At 72.0% G+C, this 16,257-nt stretch carries 17 protein-coding genes; 8 read left to right on the top strand and 9 right to left on the bottom strand.

The features are described from left to right. Positions 1-8 precede the first annotated feature (8 nt). The 3 genes from FKD65_RS33010 to FKD65_RS33000 all read right to left on the bottom strand — a co-directional run bounded on the left by FKD65_RS33010 (position 9) and on the right by FKD65_RS33000 (position 3,870). Positions 9-1,709, bottom strand: coding sequence for an AMP-binding protein (locus FKD65_RS33010; protein ID WP_141582216.1), 1,701 nt, complete (start codon positions 1,707-1,709; stop codon positions 9-11). Continuing rightward, positions 1,702-2,934: an NADH:flavin oxidoreductase gene (locus tag FKD65_RS33005; protein WP_141582215.1), complete on the bottom strand. Its 1,233-nt coding sequence runs from the start codon at positions 2,932-2,934 to the stop codon at positions 1,702-1,704. Before FKD65_RS33005 ends, FKD65_RS33010 begins: the two co-directional genes overlap by 8 nt. Before the next feature lie 174 nt (positions 2,935-3,108). Beyond that, positions 3,109-3,870, bottom strand: a complete 762-nt coding sequence (locus tag FKD65_RS33000) for an SDR family NAD(P)-dependent oxidoreductase (RefSeq protein WP_141582214.1) — start codon at positions 3,868-3,870, stop codon at positions 3,109-3,111. A 354-nt stretch (positions 3,871-4,224) separates the two neighbouring features. On the opposite strand from FKD65_RS33000, the gene FKD65_RS32995 reads away from it, so the two are divergent. The 4 genes from FKD65_RS32995 (at position 4,225) to FKD65_RS45095 (ending at position 8,686) form a co-directional block, all read left to right on the top strand. Continuing rightward, positions 4,225-4,737 (top strand): hypothetical protein, encoded by a 513-nt coding sequence (locus FKD65_RS32995; RefSeq protein ID WP_141582213.1) that lies wholly within the window; start codon positions 4,225-4,227, stop codon positions 4,735-4,737. Between the two features lie 177 nt (positions 4,738-4,914). Continuing rightward, on the top strand, positions 4,915-6,522 hold the full coding sequence (locus FKD65_RS32990) for a class I adenylate-forming enzyme family protein (RefSeq protein ID WP_141582210.1): 1,608 nt from the start codon (positions 4,915-4,917) through the stop codon (positions 6,520-6,522). Positions 6,523-6,553: 31 nt separating this feature from the next. After that, positions 6,554-7,066 (top strand): DUF6624 domain-containing protein, encoded by a 513-nt coding sequence (locus tag FKD65_RS32985; RefSeq protein WP_141582208.1) that lies wholly within the window; start codon positions 6,554-6,556, stop codon positions 7,064-7,066. Between the two features lie 84 nt (positions 7,067-7,150). Beyond that, entirely contained in the window at positions 7,151-8,686 is a 1,536-nt protein-coding gene (locus FKD65_RS45095) for a DUF3592 domain-containing protein (protein WP_205718317.1), read from the top strand. Positions 8,687-8,838: 152 nt separating this feature from the next. On the opposite strand, the gene FKD65_RS32975 is transcribed toward FKD65_RS45095, so the two are convergent. Further along, the gene (locus FKD65_RS32975) at positions 8,839-9,630 is read right to left on the bottom strand and encodes an SDR family oxidoreductase (protein WP_141582206.1); all 792 of its coding nucleotides are present in this window, start codon (positions 9,628-9,630) and stop codon (positions 8,839-8,841) included. An 82-nt stretch (positions 9,631-9,712) separates the two neighbouring features. Further along, the gene (locus FKD65_RS32970) at positions 9,713-11,134 is read right to left on the bottom strand and encodes an ATP-binding protein (protein WP_141582204.1); all 1,422 of its coding nucleotides are present in this window, start codon (positions 11,132-11,134) and stop codon (positions 9,713-9,715) included. A gap of 112 nt (positions 11,135-11,246) precedes the next feature. On the opposite strand from FKD65_RS32970, the gene FKD65_RS32965 reads away from it, so the two are divergent. Continuing rightward, on the top strand, positions 11,247-11,753 hold the full coding sequence (locus FKD65_RS32965; protein WP_141582202.1) for a DUF4240 domain-containing protein: 507 nt from the start codon (positions 11,247-11,249) through the stop codon (positions 11,751-11,753). 20 nt (positions 11,754-11,773) lie between these two features. Here the strand turns inward: FKD65_RS32965 and FKD65_RS32960 are convergent, their stop codons facing one another. The 3 genes from FKD65_RS32960 to FKD65_RS32950 form a co-directional block, all read right to left on the bottom strand. Then, positions 11,774-12,391, bottom strand: coding sequence for a Type 1 glutamine amidotransferase-like domain-containing protein (locus tag FKD65_RS32960; protein ID WP_141582200.1), 618 nt, complete (start codon positions 12,389-12,391; stop codon positions 11,774-11,776). Between the two features lie 69 nt (positions 12,392-12,460). Then, positions 12,461-12,649, bottom strand: a complete 189-nt coding sequence (locus FKD65_RS32955; RefSeq protein WP_141582198.1) for a DUF397 domain-containing protein — start codon at positions 12,647-12,649, stop codon at positions 12,461-12,463. Beyond that, complete coding sequence (locus FKD65_RS32950) at positions 12,646-13,485, bottom strand: helix-turn-helix transcriptional regulator (protein ID WP_168221265.1); 840 nt, start codon at positions 13,483-13,485, stop codon at positions 12,646-12,648. Before FKD65_RS32950 ends, FKD65_RS32955 begins: the two co-directional genes overlap by 4 nt. On the opposite strand from FKD65_RS32950, the gene FKD65_RS46715 reads away from it, so the two are divergent. The 3 genes from FKD65_RS46715 (at position 13,445) to FKD65_RS32935 (ending at position 15,388) form a co-directional block, all read left to right on the top strand. Beyond that, complete coding sequence (locus FKD65_RS46715) at positions 13,445-14,005, top strand: ATP-binding protein (RefSeq protein ID WP_368367154.1); 561 nt, start codon at positions 13,445-13,447, stop codon at positions 14,003-14,005. The two genes, FKD65_RS32950 and FKD65_RS46715, sit on opposite strands and share 41 nt — an antisense overlap. A gap of 140 nt (positions 14,006-14,145) precedes the next feature. After that, a complete protein-coding gene (locus FKD65_RS32940; protein WP_141582192.1) occupies positions 14,146-14,349 on the top strand; it encodes a hypothetical protein in 204 nt (67 codons plus the stop codon). Positions 14,350-14,467: 118 nt separating this feature from the next. Continuing rightward, the gene (locus tag FKD65_RS32935; protein ID WP_141582190.1) at positions 14,468-15,388 is read left to right on the top strand and encodes a 3-oxoacyl-ACP reductase; all 921 of its coding nucleotides are present in this window, start codon (positions 14,468-14,470) and stop codon (positions 15,386-15,388) included. 83 nt (positions 15,389-15,471) lie between these two features. Here FKD65_RS32935 and FKD65_RS32930 read toward each other — a convergent pair whose 3' ends face one another. After that, positions 15,472-16,248 (bottom strand): SDR family oxidoreductase, encoded by a 777-nt coding sequence (locus tag FKD65_RS32930; protein ID WP_141582187.1) that lies wholly within the window; start codon positions 16,246-16,248, stop codon positions 15,472-15,474. Positions 16,249-16,257: the final 9 nt, after the last annotated feature.

The following is a 16,257-nucleotide window of genomic DNA, read 5'->3' as shown; positions in this document are numbered from 1 at the left end:
ACGGTCGGTCAGGGGAGGAAGCGCCCGCGGCCCGCTGCGGCGAACTCCTCGCGCAGCGCGGCCTTGTCCGCCTCGGTCATCCGGACGTACTGCGGCGAGCCCCGGCCCGCCCACCGGAACACGGGGTCGGCGGTGCGCCAGCCGTCGAGCTGGAGCTCCTTCTTCTTGAGCTTTCCCGAGCCGGTCGTCGGCAGCGCGTGCGAGACGCGCACGAAGCGCGGCGCGCCCTTGGTGCCGAGGTCGTCCTGGCGGGCCAGGAAGCCGGGCAGGTCAAGGTCGTCGAACTCGACGCCCTCGGGGATCTCTATCGCCGCCATCACCTGGTCGCCGGAGCGCGGGTCGGGGACGCCGAACGCGACCGCGTCCACGATCCTCGGGTGGCGGCGGACGACGTTCTGGGTGTGCAGGGCGGAGATGTTCTCCGAGTCCACCCGGATCCAGTCGCCGGACCGCCCGCCGAAGTACAGGAAGCCGTCGCCGTCGACGTAGCCGAGGTCGCCCGTCCAGTACCAGCCGTGCCTGACCCGCTCGGCGTCGGCCTCCGGATCGTTGTAGTAGCCCTCGAACCTGGCCGCGCCGTCCACGTCGACGATCTCGCCGACGGCGGCCTCGGCGTTGGTGACGCGGCCGTGCTCGTCCAGGACGGCGGGCGCGCAGGTCTCGCGCGTCTCGGGGTTGACGACGCGCACGCCGTCGCGGGCGGGCCGCCCGAGCGCGGTCGGCGGCGCCTGCGGATCCTGCTTGATCATTCCGGCGCTCTCGCTGGACCCGTAGCCCTCGACCAGCCGCGCGCCGAAGCGGCGCAGGAACTCGGCCTTGTCCTCCGGGGACGCCTCCGTCCCGAACCCGTGGGTGAGCGTGTTGTCGGCGTCGTCCGGCTGCTCGGGCGTGGCGAGGACGTAGCCGATGGCCTTGCCGACGTAGGTGAAGAACGTCGCGCCGTAGTGGCGGACGTCCGGCAGGAACCCGGACGCGGAGAACCTCCTCCCCAGGACCACGGTCGCGCCGACCGCCAGCGAGGGCGCCCACAGCGCCATCAGCGCGTTGCCGTGGAACAGCGGCATCGAGCAGTAGCTGACGTCCTCGCGCCTGACGTCGTACTTGGCGCTGTTGTCGCGGCCGAGCTCGGCGAGCCTCCCCTGCGAGCAGCGCGCCGCCTTCGAGGCGCCGGTCGTCCCGGAGGTGAACAGCAGGAGCATCTGCGTCTCCGGGGTGACCGACTCGTCCGCTTCCGGCTCGCAGGCGTGGGAGGCGACCAGCTCCGGGTAGCCGTCGTCGTCGACCAGGAGGAAGCGGTCGCGCGGGACGCCGATGTCGAGGCCGTCCAGCAGCTTCAGCCCCGCCCGGTCGGTGACGACGAGCCGGAGGTCGGTGTGCCGGACCTCCTGCTCCAGGTAGGCGCCGGTCCGGGTGGAGTTGATGCCGACGATCGTCGCGCCGCCCAGCGCCGCCGCGCCGAGCCACAGGACGTACTCGGGGACGTTCTCCAGGAGCACACCGATATGGAACGGGCTGTTCCGGGGGGCGTGGGGGGTCGGCCCCCCACCAGAGACAGTCCCGTCACGGCGTAGTTCGCGGGCCAGGGACGCGCGGGCGGCGCTCTCGCGGACCACCTCGTCCCACGACCAGGTCCGCTCGCGGCTGCGCAGGCCGGGGCGGTCGTCCCCCAGCCTGGCGAGCAGCATCGCCGCGATCGTCTCGTCACGCACTCGCGGCGCCCCAGGCGGGCTCGGTGGACAGGACGCAGTGGGTGCCGCCGTAGATCGCGGTCATGCACTTGTTGCAGTGGATGCACAGCGACCCGGTCGCGGGCTCCTCCTCGATCCGGTTGATCAGGTCGGGCTCGCGCAGCAGGGCGCGGGCCATCGCGACGAACTGGAAGCCCTCGGCCATCGCGGTGTCCATGCCCGCCCTGTCGGTGACGCCGCCCAGCAGGATCATCGGCAGCCTCACCGCGGCGCGGATCTGCCGGGCGTCCCTGAGCAGGTAGAGGTCCTCGTAGGGGTAGGACTTCAGGAAGCGCCTGCCGATCAGCTTGATCCCGAGCCTGGTCGGCTGTTTCATGACGGCGGCGAACTCGTGCAGCGGCGCGTCGCCCTTGAACAGGTACATGGGGTTGAGCAGGGAGCTTCCGGCGGTCATCTGGAGGGCGTCGACCGTGCCGTCCGCCTCCAGCCACCGCGCCACCTGGATGGCCTCGTCGATCCAGAAGCCGCCGGGGACGCCGTCGTCCATGTTGAGCTTCGCGGTGATCGCGATGCGGTCGCCCACGGCGTCGCGGACGGCGCGGCCGATGTCGCGCGCGAGCCGGGCGCGGTTCTCCAGCGACCCGCCGTACTCGTCCCCGCGGTGGTTGAGCTTGGGGCTGAGGAACGAGCTCGTCAGGTAGTTGTGCCCCATGTGGATCTCGACGGAGTCGAACCCCGCCTCGACCGCCATCCCGCCCGCGCGGCCGTGCGCCTCGACGATGCGCTCCAGGTCCGCGTGCGTGGCGGCCTTCGCCACGGTCTGCGTGGTCAGGTGGAAATGGCGGCTGGGCGCCAGCGCGGGGAGCCCGTTGCTCCTGGCGTTGGCGACCGGGCCGGCGTGCCCGATCTGCGCCTGGACGGCCGCTCCCTCCGCGTGCACGGCGTCGGTCAGCCTGCGCAGGCCGGGCATCGCCTCGTCCCGCCAGTGGATCTGCCGGCGGTCGGTGCGGCCCTCCGGCGCGACCGCGCAGTACGCGACGGTGGTCATCGCGACGCCGCCGCGCGCGTGCCGGACATGGAAGTCGATCAGCGCGTCGGTGACCTGGCCGTCCCTGGTCAGCCCCTCGTACGTCGCCGCCTTGATCGTGCGGTTCCGCAGCGTGACCGGCCCCAGCGTGGCGGGCGCGAACACGTCGGGCCCAGGGCGGTCCGGGGAGCCGGCCTGCGGGCGGGTCGGGTCGTTCATTCGGAGTCCTCCATCCGGACTAGACGTTAATCAGCGGGATGTCCGGGCACTCCGGACATCCCGCTGACCGGGAGCATCGAGCCGCCGAACGCGCCAGGCGGGGGGACGTGTCGCCGCCGGTCCGGCCGGAGGCGACCGGGCGGCCGGAAGCCGGGGCGGGCCGCGGGTGCCGGATCAGCCGAAGTAGGCCTGGCCGCCGTCGAGCGGGATCGTCGCGCCGGTGAGGTAGCGCATGGCGGGCTGGACGAGCGTCACCACCGCCCTGCCGATGTCGTCCTCGCAGTCGCCGATGTAGCCGAGCGGGATCGTCCTGCGGAACTCCTCGGCCGCCTCGGGGTTCGTCTCCGCCCACCACTTCAGCCCCGGCGACAGGGCGTGCGGGGCGATGTTGTTGGCGCGGATCCCGTCCGGGCCCCACTCGGCGGCGGCCGTGCGGGTCAGCGAGCGGAGCGCCTGCTTGGCGGCGGCGTAGGCGCCGAAGGTCGCCGGGTCCCAGCGGACCATGGCGGAGGTGACGAGGTTGACGATGCTGCCGCCGCCACGCGCCTTCATGTGCGGATGGCATGCCTTCATGAACGCGAACGCGGCGAACGGGCCGGTCGTGAACCCCTTCCGGAACGCGCGGTCGCTCAGCTCCAGCAGCGGGCCGTAGGCGCCGGAGTAGGCGTTGTTGACGAGGATGTCGATGCCGCCGAACGCCTCCGCGACCCTTTCGACCACCGCGGGGATCTCATCGGTCTCGGCGACGTCGCAGACGAACGCGCCGGCCTCGGCTCCCCGCTCCCGGACCATCTCGCACGTCGCGTCGAGCTTGGCCCGCGTCCGGCCGAGCGCGGCTATCGCGGCGCCCTCCGACGCCAGGGCGAGCGCGATGCCCTGCCCGACGCCCTGTCCGGCCCCGGTGACGATGGCGACCTTGCCGCTGAGGCTTCCCATGCGCTCCACTCCGCTCAGTCCTGCTCCGCGCCCACCCCGGCCGCCGCGCCCCAGGCTGGATCAGCCGGCGCCTCCGTTGGGAGGCGCCTCCGGCTCAGTCCTGGTGGGAGCTCATGGTCGTGTGACGGGGACGGTACGAAGGGCCCGATCCCGCTCACCGGGAGCCACTGGGGTGAAAGGCCCCGAGGCCGTCCCGGTCGGCGGTACTCCCCGGTGGCCCCCTCCTTTTCGGAAAGTGCGCCGGCACCCCTGTGACGGAGACGCCCCGGAGGCACCCGGGAGACGGCGCGCGGACCCGGCGGAGACGCACCGCTGTTTGGCTTCCTTTCATCGCTCGTTGAAAGGAGCAGTTCGTTGCCGTCTACCGTCCGAAAACTGGCCATGGCGTCGCTCGCCGCGGCCGCTTCAGTCGCGATCGCACCCGCCGCGTCGGCCGACGCACCGGCCGGCGTGCCGGCGAGATCCGCCCTGGCCCACGCCTCGTCCCAGGGCGACGGCGTGACCATCAAGGCCAGCAACCAGGCGTGGAGCGCGTGGTTCCGGCTCAACAACACCATGATGCCGAAGACGAAGTGCCGGACCTACGCCAGCGTCAACTCGGGGTCGAAGATCAGGCTCCGCGCCTACGTCGAGTGCACTCGGCGGACCACGATGACCGTCTATGTCAGCGGCACGAAGAACGGCGGGTCGCTCGGCGGCAAGCAGCGCATGTGCGCCAGGGCCAGCTGGTGCGACGTCGTGCTCTACAAGCCCAACCGGAAGGGCAGGCAGAAGTGGTGCGCCGCGACCCCGATGCCGGTGATCGCCACGGTGTTCCACCCGACCACCGACAGGTACCGCCCGCCCAGGGCGTGCATCACCTACTAGGGCCCTGCCCCTCCCCGATCACCGGACCGCGCCCGGACGGTGGCCGGGGAGGGGCGGCCTTCCCGGAAACCCCCTCGAAAGGAGGTGCCGCGGCCGTCCCGCTGAGCGGAATCCCCTGGTGAAGCCCGTGGTGGGGCGGCCGACAATGAGCGCGTCCGGCGAGGAGGAGGGGGTCCGATGGAGATCGTCCAGAAGCTGACCGGTCCCGGCGGCGAGTTCGAACTCCGGGAGGAGGAGGTGTTCGGCGTCCGGATCCCGGTGTTCGCGAACCGCGCCCGCAGCCTCGGCGAGGTGCTCGCCGGCTCCGCGTCCCACGGCGACCGCGACTACATCGTCACCGCCGACCGGCGGCTGAGCTTCGCCGACCACGCCGCCGCCGTCGCCTCCATGGCGAAGGCGCTGCGGGACGACCTCGGCGTGCGGCCGGGGGACCGCATCGCGATCGACGCGGCGAACAGCCCCGAGTGGATCATCTCGTTCTGGGCGGCGATCGCCGCCGGCGCCGTCGCGGTCGGCTACAACGCCTGGTGGGCGCCCCGCGAGATCGAGTACGCCCTGGGCCACACCGACCCGAAGGTCGTCATCGCCGACGAGAAGCGGGCCGCGCTGATCTCCGAGGACGTGCTGACCGTCGAGCGGGACGTCCCCTCGCTCACGCGCCGCTATCCCGGCGCCGTCCTGGAGCCGCCGGAGGTCGCCGAGGACGACCCGGCGATCATCCTCTACACGAGCGGCACGTCGGGACGTCCGAAGGGGGCCGTCCACTCGCACCGGAACCTGACCTCGGTGATCGAGTACCACCGGTTCAACGACGCCCTGATGCGCGCCTTCGGCGACCCGGTGGACCCCGCGTCCCGCCGCTACCTGCTGGCGCTGCCGCTGTTCCACATCGCCTGCCTGCACAACCTCGCCGTGCCCCGGCTCGCCACCGGCTCCGCCGTGATCATGCACGAGGGCGGCTTCGACGTGGACAGGGTGCTCGGCCTCATCGAGCGGGAGCGCGTGACGAACTGGGGCGCCGTCCCCACCATGGCGAACCGGATGATCGAGCATGGCGACCTGTCGAAGTACGACGTCTCCTCGCTCACGGCGTTCTCGCTGGCCACCGCGCCGTCCTCGCCGGCGTTCAAGGAGCGGCTGCGCGCGGTGTTCCCGCCCGCGAAGGGCGGCCTGGTCGACAGCTACGGGCTCACCGAGTCGTGCACCGGCGTGTCCACCGCCACCCCCGCCGACCTGGCGGAGGCGCCGGGGACGCTCGGCCGCCCGTCGATCGGGGTGCAGCTGGAGATCCGCGGGCCGGACAACGAGCCGCTGCCCGAGGGGGTCGAGGGCGAGGTCTGCGTCCGCAGCGCCTACAACATGGTCGGCTACTGGCGCGACCCCGAGGCCACCGCCCGCGCGTTCGACGCCGACCGGTGGCTGCACACCGGCGACATCGGCATGGTCGAGCGGGGCCGGCTGCGGCTCACCACCCGCCGCTCCGACCTGATCATCCGCGGCGGGGAGAACGTCTACCCGGCGGAGGTCGAGAACGTCCTCGCCGAGTTCCCGGGGCTGCGCGAGAGCATCGTCATCGGCGTCCCGCACCCCGACCTCGGCCAGGAGGTCGCCGCGGTCGCCGTCTTCGCCGACGCCCCGCCCGCCGCCGAGGATCTGGCGGCCTTCGCGCGGGAGCGGCTCGCCTACTTCAAGGTCCCGTCCCGCTGGCAGATCACCACCGACCCGCTCCCCCGCAACGCGACCGGGAAGGTGCTGCGCAGGCAGGTCGAGGCCGAGGTCCTCTGACCCGGGCTCTCCTTCTGGCGATAGTGGAGGCATGCTGCGGGACGAACTGTTACGGCGCGCCGAGCGGGACCAGCGGGTCCGGGAGGCGGCCACGCCCAATGGACGGCTGACGATCGTGCAGGGGCTGCGCTTCCTCTGGACCGACCTGCGCAACACCGCGTGGCTGGCCCGTGCCGTCCGCCGGCACGGATGGCCCGGCGTCGCGGCGGTCGGCCCGGAGGCGGCGCACGCGGCCTGGCTGCTCGCCCAGCACGCCGACCGGCGGCCGGGCCTCCAGCGCGGGTTCCTCGAGGCGATGCGCGAGGCGGTCGAGGCCGGGGACGCCGACCGCAAGGACCTCGCCTACCTGGAGGACCGCGTCCGGGTGAACGCCGGGCTCCCCCAGCTGTACGGGACGCAGTACGACATGACCGAGGCCGGCTACGGGCCGCGGCCGATCGAGGACCCGGACCGCCTCGACGAGCGCCGCGCCGAGGTCGGGCTGACGCCGATGGCCGAGTACGACGCCCGCCTCCGGCGCCTGGCCGAAGGCGGGCAGCCGTAGGACGTCCAGCCGGTCGCGGTCGCCGCGGACGAAGTTCGCCGAAGGGTCTGTCGGTCGTCGCCCCGGGGCCGACACAATCGCCGTATGGCGATCACCACGACGACGGCGCCGCCCGCGCGCCGGCCTGCCGTCGACCTCGCCCGGGGGTTCCTGACGGGCGGAGTGTGGGGGACGGGGGTGGCCGCCTTCGTCGTCGGCCTCGGCATCGGGAGGGCGCCGCTGATCGTCGCGGGTGTGGGGCTGCCCGTGGTCCACGGCCTGCTCGTCTTCCTCGCCGGTGTGCCGCGACGTCGCCGGGAGGCCGCCGTCGCGCCCCGCACGGCCCTGGCCGCGGTCGAGAGCCTGGAGGTCCTCGAAAGTGAGGACGGTGGCGTCCCGGTGCGCTTCGACCTCACCGTGGCGCCGGACGGGGCGCCCGCGTACCGCGTCGAGACCAGGCAGGAGATCGACCGCGTCGACCTCGGCGCCTACCGGCCGAACGTCGTCCTGGTGGTCGAGTACCCACCGGACCGGCCGTGGCAGGTGAGGATCGTCAAGCGGCCCACCCCCGAGTGGGAGGAGCGGGCGGCCGAGGCCCGCATCGACTCCGCACCCGGGCCTGCTCTCGCGAGCGACCCCCCAGGGGGCGGTGCCGCCGGTTTCGCCGCGTTCCTCGGCTTGCTGCTCGGGGCCGCCGCCGTGGTCCTGCTCTTCCGAGCCGAGATGTTCGACCAGGGCGGCGCCGGGCGTCCCCTGCACGAAGGGGCAGGGGCAGGGCATCTGGGCTGGCACGGCTACCTCGCGCTGGGGTGCGCGGTGCTGGGGACGGTCGCGCTGCTCGGCTACGGGCTGTCACTGGCCGGGATGACCCGGGCGCAGCGGACGGTCCGGCTCACGGGGCGGATCGAGCGGGTGCGCGAGCCCCGGCACGGCGGCTCCGGGAAGGGCGGAGTGCCGGTGGTCGTCTCCTACCGCGGTCCGTCCGGCGGGCAGGAGGTCATCGTGACCAACGACGGTGACCGAGGCGAGATGATCACCGCCGCGTGGACGGGCCGCGAGATCGGAGTCCACTACCCGCGTGGACGGCCGCACGCCTTCCGGTTCACCGACCGTCCCCGGGAGAACGGCCGCGGGCTGGGGGTGCCGAACTCCGCGCTCTTCCTGATCTACGTCGGGATCGTGGTCGCCGCCGCGATCGACCGGGGCTGGCCCTGGGCGCTGATCGGCCTCTGCGGACCCTGGGCCGTCTACGGCGCCTTCCACCTGCCCGGGAACATCCGCGACAAGCGCCGCCGGAGCGAGACGCTGGCCTCAATGGTCGCCGTCCGGGGCCGGGTCGTCGCGGTGCTCAAGGACGTCGGCACCGACGGGGAAGGCAGCACCTCCACCACCCTCACTCCGGTCATCGCGTTCACCACCCGGGAGGGCACCGCCGTCACCGCCCTGGTCACCCGTCGAATGCCGGACTCGGCCGGCGCGCGCGGCCGGGAGCTCACGGTCCACTACGCACCGGCGGACCCTGCCGTCCTCACCCTGGACCACGCGGCCGACCAGCGCTCCTTGAGGACGGACATCGTGGTCAACGTCGCGGCCCTCCTCACCATCGCGTCGGCGGCCGTCGCGGGAGCCGTCATGCTGTGACCCGGGGGCGGTCGCGGCGGAAGAGCAGCGGCGACGCCCCCGCCCGGGGGGCGCACCCGAAACCGGGGCGACGGCCCACCGCGCGCCCGTCCTGATCGCCCGCCCGGCCGTGCCGGAACCGCTGCCGACCTGCGCGAGCGGTCGTAGGGCGCTCAGCCGGCCGCGGCCCCGAGGTGAGCGGGGCGTCCGAGCCGCTCGTCAAGGAAGTCCTCCCAGGTGCGCGCGCCCCGCTCGGCGCCCTCGATGGAGAGGTTGTCGCCCGCTCGGTAGGCGCGCCCGGCCTTCCCGGGGATGCGGACGGGCATCGTCGCGCGGCGCTTGCCGGTCGCCTTCAGGTAACCGCGGATGAGCGCGCCGATCGGGTGGACCGCGGGACCGGCCAGGTCAGGGACTCGGCCGGCGGGCTCGCCGAGAGCGAGTTCCACGAGGCGCTGCGCGACGTCCCGCGCGTCCACCGGCTGGAAGCGCAGCCCGCCCGGGACCGGGACCACCGGGGACTTCGCCATCCCCTGCACCACCTTGAACACCAGGTCGTGGAACTGCGCGGCCCGCAGGATCGTGTACGGAACGCCCGACTCGGCCACGGCACACTCCGTCTCCAGCTGGGTCTTGAGCCAGGCCAGCGGCACGCTGTCGGCCCCGATGACCGAGATGAGCACGATGTGCCGCACCCCGGCCCGCGTCGCGGCGCGCACCAGGTTCCGCGCGACCACGTCATCGCCCTTGCTGGCGCCCGCGAGGTGCATGACGGTCTCGACGCCGTCCATCGCGGCGTCGACCCCCTCGTCCTTGAGCAGGTCGCCCGTCACGTACTCGACGCCGCCGGCGGGCTCGCGCGCGCTCCTGCTGAGCACCCGCACGCCCCGCCCGGCGTCCCGCAACCGCGGCACGACCTGCCGCCCGAGCGTGCCCGTCCCGCCGGTGACCAGGATGACCGATGCCATGACTCCTCCAAGCGACTCCGCCGTGTAGTTGCCCCTCACGACTGCCCAGGCTCGGAAAAAGTGACATCGGCGCGCCTCGCGCCTACCGGCTCCAGGCTCCCAGCACCTCGTCCGGGCCCCAGCTCAGAGAGACGTCGCCGGTGATATCCGTGCCGGAGAGGGACACCACGACGAGACCCCCGGTCGCCGGGTCCAGGCCGGGCACCTCGGCGGCGCCCCGGCGGAGGCTCGCCAGGTCTCGGTCGTCGAACGGACCGTTGAGCCACTTGATCGAGCCGGCGAAGTGGATCCGGCCCGCCACGGGCGCGCGGTCGGCGCCGACGAGGTCGACCTCCGGATCGAACCGGCGGTTCCACCAGCCGCCGACCGCGCCGACGTCCGGCCAGGGCAGGTCCGACAGCTCGAGCGCCTGCCGGACGAGCGGTTCGACGGCCCGGCCCCGCCAGGACGTCCAGCGGCGTTCGATCAGGCGGAAACCCGCTTCCGGCCGTCCCCTGCGGGCCTGCTCGTGGGCCGCCCGGAGCACCGCCAGGTAGAGGCGCAGGTTGCTGTCGGCGATCCGGTACAGGGCGGGCTTGCCCGGTCGCGTGGAGAGGGGGTGCTCCTCGGCGAGGACGTGCTTCTCCGCCGTCAACCGGCGCAGGAGGGGCGACAGGGTCCCGGAGGGGAGCGCCCCGCCTCGCCCCCCGGCCGCCGCGGCGATGTTGGCGTGCGTCCGGTCGCCGGAGCCGATGGCCTCCAGCACGCGCCGCGCCGTGTCGGGGTTGGGGAACTCCGCCAGGAGGGACGCCTCCGGGACGCTGAACAGGGCGGCCGCCGGGTCCGCGCACTCGTCCCGCATGAACTCCAGCGCGGGCACGGCATGGGGCCAGGTCCGGACGATGCCCGGCAACCCTCCGGAGACCAGGTGCGCGTCGATGGCGTCGGCGGCGCCGAGTCCGAGCGCCCGGCCCACGTCGGCCGGGTTCAGCGGACCGAGCACCAGGTTGTCGGCCCGCCCGTAGAACGGGCGGTCGTACGCGGTGAGGCGCTCCATCATGTGAAGGTCGCTGCCCAGGAGCAGGAGCAGGACGGGTTTGGACGACAGCAGCCGATCCCACGCCGTCTGGAGCGCACCGTCGAACACGGGGTCCTGCTCGGCGAGCCACGGCAGTTCGTCCAGCACGACGATGGACGGTGTCTCCGGCAGCGCCGACGCCAGGACCCTGAACGCGTCGGGCCAGTTGCCGCCGTCCAGCCGAGGGACGAGGTCGGGCTCGCTCGGCAGCGACGATTCCCTGAGGTCACGCGTGAACGCGGCCACCGCCTCGACAGGCGACGCCCCCTTGGTGGCGGCGGAGAACAGATAAGGCACCCCGGCGCGGTCGCAGAACTCCTGCACGAGCCGCGACTTGCCGACCTGACGCCGCCCGCGCAAGGCCACCGCCACCCCGGCCCCCGCAGCCGCGACCCGCTCCAAACGCTTGCCCAGCAGCGCCAGCTCGGCCCTCCTACCGATGAACACCGCACCCCCAAGCCATGTAGCACGAATCTATGTAGATTCTATCTACATAGATCGAGGCTACCAAGATAGCCGCCCCCGGTGGACTGTCGGCGGCTCCTGGTTGGGTACCGCCATGACCGAAGAGCGATTCTGGGATCTGATCGAAACCGCGTGGGCGCCGCTGGGCGCCGAGGTCGGTGCGGCACGGCGGGCCCTCACCACCCGGGACCCGTCAGCGGACGCCTGGGAGATGCCCGAGAACTCCGTGGTCGAGAAGGCCCTGGACGCGTTCCTCGGCAACCTCGAAGCCGCCGCCCGCGACCTGCCCGCCGACGAGCTGATCGACCTCGACCGGGTGTGCGAGCGTCTCCTCCACGACATCGACCGCGCCGACGTCCACGAGGTGACGGACGGCTCCGACGACGGCTTCCTCTACGCGCGCGGCTTCATCGTCGCCATGGGCCGCGACTTCTACACGGCCGTCGCCGCGGACCCCCGCGTCGCCATCCTGGACGCCGACTGCGAATCGATGTGCTACTTCTTCGCCCACGTCCACCACGAACGCTTCGGAACGTTCCCCGACACCGGCTCGGGCATCTCCCGCGAAAGCTGCATGAACCCCGACGGCTGGCCCGAGTAAGGTCCCCACCCCCGGACGGTTCAGCCCGAATCAAGGATCATGACGGCGTCGCCGGTCACGGTGACGGCCTGGTCATCGCTGATCGAGATCACGGGCCATGTCTGGGCGGGGTCGCCGGCCAGACGGTCGTGCCGCGCGGCTCTCCCCCGGTTCCGATGGGGCAGCACGACGAACGGAACCAGGCCGAGCCCGGTGGTGGAGTCGACGGTTCCGGGGTCGTCGGCGCCTTGCAGCGGCCGCATGTTCGGCCCGGCAAGAGCCGCTCCGGCGGAGATCCCCACGTAGGCCAACGACCCGCTGGCGACAGCGGGCGCGGCTACACGATCGAACCCGCTGCGACGGACATGCTCCAGCAGGAACACGGGGTATCCACCAGTGATGAAGACGACCTGAACCCCGTCCAGCACGCGCCGGACGTCGTCACCAGCGGCGCGTTCGAGATCGAGGAGGTCCACCGCCAGCCCCTCGGCCTTGAGCAGGTCGGCGGCGGCACGGACGAAAGGGGCGGACGGCAGCGGATTCGCCGCCGTGGGTACGAGCACCGCCCGCCGCACCGCCACCGGCAGCGCCCCCAACCAGCCACGCAAGGCCCCCAACCCAGCCGACCCCAAGAACAACCGCGCCCCCACGAAAGTCACCCCCGAAACGGTCCCCCGCCCTGCCCGGCTGCGCCCCGGCCACGGCCGAGGCTCACCGTCGAATGGCGGTCAAGAAACCTGATCGCCTCGCTTCAAGCGGTCCACCAGCAGCCCGAACGCCTCCGGTGTGAGGACGAGGTGACCGGCCTCTGGCGCTTTGCTATCCCGCATTCCGACGCCACCACCGAGATCGGCGACCTCCACGCATTCATTTCCTTGGGTGTTGCTCCGGCTCGCCTTTCGCCACAACTGACTCATACTGCGCCCTCCAATTTTCGCTCGATCAGCATTCTGCTGTCAGTTCGGGACAACGCGTCCGCCCCGATGCGGTCGAACCGTAACGCGAAGTCGGCCACCTCTGCGGACTCCTGTGCCAACCTCCCACCGCCGAACGCTTCGAGATAGGCGACCCTCTCGCTCTTGGTCGAGATGAGTGTGAAAGATCCGTCCAAGCCCATGTGCGCACCAACCCGTCGCGGGACTGCCCGCAAAACGACATTAGGCCAGCAACTAACGGCCAAGAGATGAGCCAACTGGCCTCGCATCACCGATGGACCTCCGACCGGCTGCTCCAGAGCGCTCTCGTTGACAAGGACCCACATCTCCGTGGGGCGCTCTCCCCTCAGCACTTCTTGCCGTGACATGCGGGCGGCGAGCGCGGTCTCCACATCGCCTATGTGGCCGGCAACGAGCAGCGCTCGCGCGTAGTCCGGGGTTTGCAGCAACCCATGAATGATCGATGAGGTGTAGGCCTTGATCACGCGCGCCCTGGCCTCGTAGAGGACGAAGGTCCTGAACCAGTTTCGATCATGCCCCTCCTCAGCGAACTTGCGCAGCCGAGCGAAGTGCCCGCCCGTGCCCCACGCCGCGTCCAGAGTTTGGGCCTGCATCTTGTTGGGCTTTCGGATGCCACTTTCGAGGTTGTGTACCTGCTGCTTTGTGACACCAAGGATCTTGCCTACCTCGGCTTGTGTCAATCCCCTGCCTTCCCGATAGAAGCGCAGGTCGAAGGCCAACCAAGACCAGAGCGACTCCTCAGGATCAATTCCCGGCATGGGTGCCATGACCAGCCTCCCGAAGTACACGGCGTCCACGAATACCCCACACTTTAAACAGGACCGCGTAACTCTGCCCCTGGAACAGACAGAAAAAAAGGGGGCAGATATGGGCATGAGTACCGCTAATTCGGGCGAGCTAGACATTCGTTGTCTTGCGGCGCGGTCTACGGCGGGGCTGGTGCGGACGATGGCGGGGGCTCGGCTTCGCGAATGGGGGCATACCGGGATCGCCGGGGACGTTTACCAGGTGGCTGGGGAATTGGTCGCCAATGCAGTGGAGGCCACCCTTTATCAGGAGATTCGGGTCAGGTTCACACGAGAGGTGCGAACCGTCCTGCTCGCGGTATGGGACTCGTCCGATGCCATGCCCGTACTGCGTCCGATCACCGAACTGTCCCTGGAGGACATCGTCCCGGACGCGCGAGCACTCCAACCAGGACACGAGGACGGGACGCGGGGCCGGGGGCTGCCGATCGTGCAGGCGCTGGCCGCAGAGTGCGGGGTCACCAAGACCGATCCCTACGGGAAGTGGGTGTGGGCGAGGGTGGCCTTCTAATGCGGCGGCTTCTGCTGAGGTGGCGTACCCGCCGAGGGCAGAGGACGGCGGTCCGGCTCCTGGAAATGCTCGCCCGGGCGGCCAGGGCGCGAGGGTGGCGGTGCGTCCGACTCTACGAGCCCGAGGAGTTTCCACTGCCGGTGCCGCTGCTCTGGATCTATGCGAGCGGGGTCGCCGAGGACGTCGGGGTCGTGGTGAGTGTGCGGGCCGTTCCGGGCGGCTGGGCATACCACCGGGCCCAGCGCGGACGGTTCGGCTACCTGATGCCCTGCGCAGACGCCGAGGCGGCGGCCGAGCGGATCGACCTGCTCCTCAAGCACCGCATGTTCCCGTCCACCTGGTGAGCCGCCCTGCGTTCACACGACCTGCGGGCATCCGCTCAGCGGGATGGGGCGGGCGGGTGGGCTGGAACGCGTACTAGCCTCCCGGCGGACGTTCTCGAAGACCGACCCGGAGGCCCCTATGAACGCTGACCTCTCCCTGGCGGGCAGTACCGCCGTCGTCACCGGCGCGGGCGCGGGGCTGGGCCGCTGCGAGGCCCTTGCCCTGGCCGCGCGGGGCGCCAACGTCGTCGTCAACGACATGGGGCCCGCCGCCGAGGAGGTCGTCGCCGAGATCAAGCAGGCCGGGGGTCAGGCAGTCGCGGTGACCGGGGACGTCGGCGACTGGTCGATGGGCGACACGCTCGTGTCGGCGGCCGTCGACACCTTCGGTTCGCTGGACGTCCTGGTGAACAACGCGGGCGTGCTGCGCGACAAGATGCTGTTCAACCTGTCGGAGTCGGACTGGGACGACGTCATCCACGTCCACCTGAAGGGCCACGCGTCGGTGTCGCGGGCGGCCGCCGTGCACTGGCGGGCCGCCAGCAAGGCCGCGGGCGGGCCGGTCTACGGCCGGGTCGTCAACACGGCGTCGGAGGCGTTCCTGTTCGGGTCGGCGGGCCAGCCGAACTACTCGGCGGCGAAGGCCGGCATCGTCGCGCTCACGCTGTCGACGGCGGCGGGCCTCGGCCGGTACGGGGTGCGCGCCAACGCGATCTGCCCCCGCGCCCGGACGGCGATGACCGAGGCGACGTTCGCCGAGGGCACCTCCCCCGGCGGGCTCGACTCCATGGCGCCCGAGCGGGTCGGGACGTTCGTCGGCTACCTCGCGTCCCCGGCGGCCGAGAAGATCAGCGGCCAGGTGTTCGTCGTGTACGGCGACATGGTCGCGCTGATGGCCGCGCCGACCGTGGAGCACAAGTTCACCGCCGCGGAGGGCGTCTTCTCCGTCGAGGAACTCGGCGAGCAGATCACCCCGTACTTCGAGGGACGGGACGCGCACAGGACCTACGCCGCCTACAGCGTCGCCGCACTCGACGACACCGGCACGAGCAAGCACTGACGCACGCAGGACGGCCGCTCCCCGCCGCGCGGGGAGCGGCCGTTTCTCGCGCAGAACCTCGGCTCGCTCGGACCGGCGTCCGCTCAGAAGACGTCCGGGCCGCGGAGGGTGGCTTCGGCGCCGCCGTCCACGTAGACGACCTGGCCGGTCATGTGGGTGTTGGCGGGCGAGAGCAGCCAGCGCAGGGCCTCCGCGATCACCTCGGGGTCGGCGTAGCCGTTCAGCGGCATCGGGACGGCCTCGTTCATCACCTGGAGCATCGCCTCGTCCTCGAACAGCGGGACGGTCATCGGCGTCTTGACGACGCCCGGCGCGATCGCGTTGAGCGGGATGCCCGCGCCCGCCCACTCCGGGGTGACGCACTCGCGGCGCAGCCACCGGGCCAGCGCCGCCTTCGACGACGGGTACGTCTGGTAGCCCCCGCCGGCCGCCACGACCTTCGCCGCCGCCTCCAGCGCGGCGGGCTCGTCGCCGGCCAGGCACGCCCGCACGACGGCGTCGTCCACGGGGTGGGTGCCGGCGATCGATCCCACGACGGCGGCTCGCGGGGCCTCCGCGCGGGCCAGCGCGGGGCGCAGGCCCTCCATGAGGGCGACGGCGCCGAAGTAGTTGACCTTGACGGGCAGGTCGGTGAAGTCGGAGACGCCGGCGCAGGCGACGGCGCCGTCCAGGGTGCCGCCGCAGGCCTCCAGCACTTCGGCGACCGCCCGCGCCCGGCCCTCGGCGCCGCCGAGGTCGGCGCACACGTCGGCGTCGCGCAGGTCGACGCCGACGACCGTGTCGCCCTGGTCGCGCAGCAGCCCGGCGAGCGTCCTGCCGATGCCGGACGCCGTCCCGCTGACGGCGATGGTGCGTGCCATGGTGGGGTG

This window comes from Actinomadura sp. WMMA1423, from assembly GCF_006547145.1.
In the GTDB taxonomy this organism is placed as follows: domain Bacteria; phylum Actinomycetota; class Actinomycetes; order Streptosporangiales; family Streptosporangiaceae; genus Spirillospora.
This window is presented reverse-complemented; position numbering and strand designations above follow the sequence as displayed.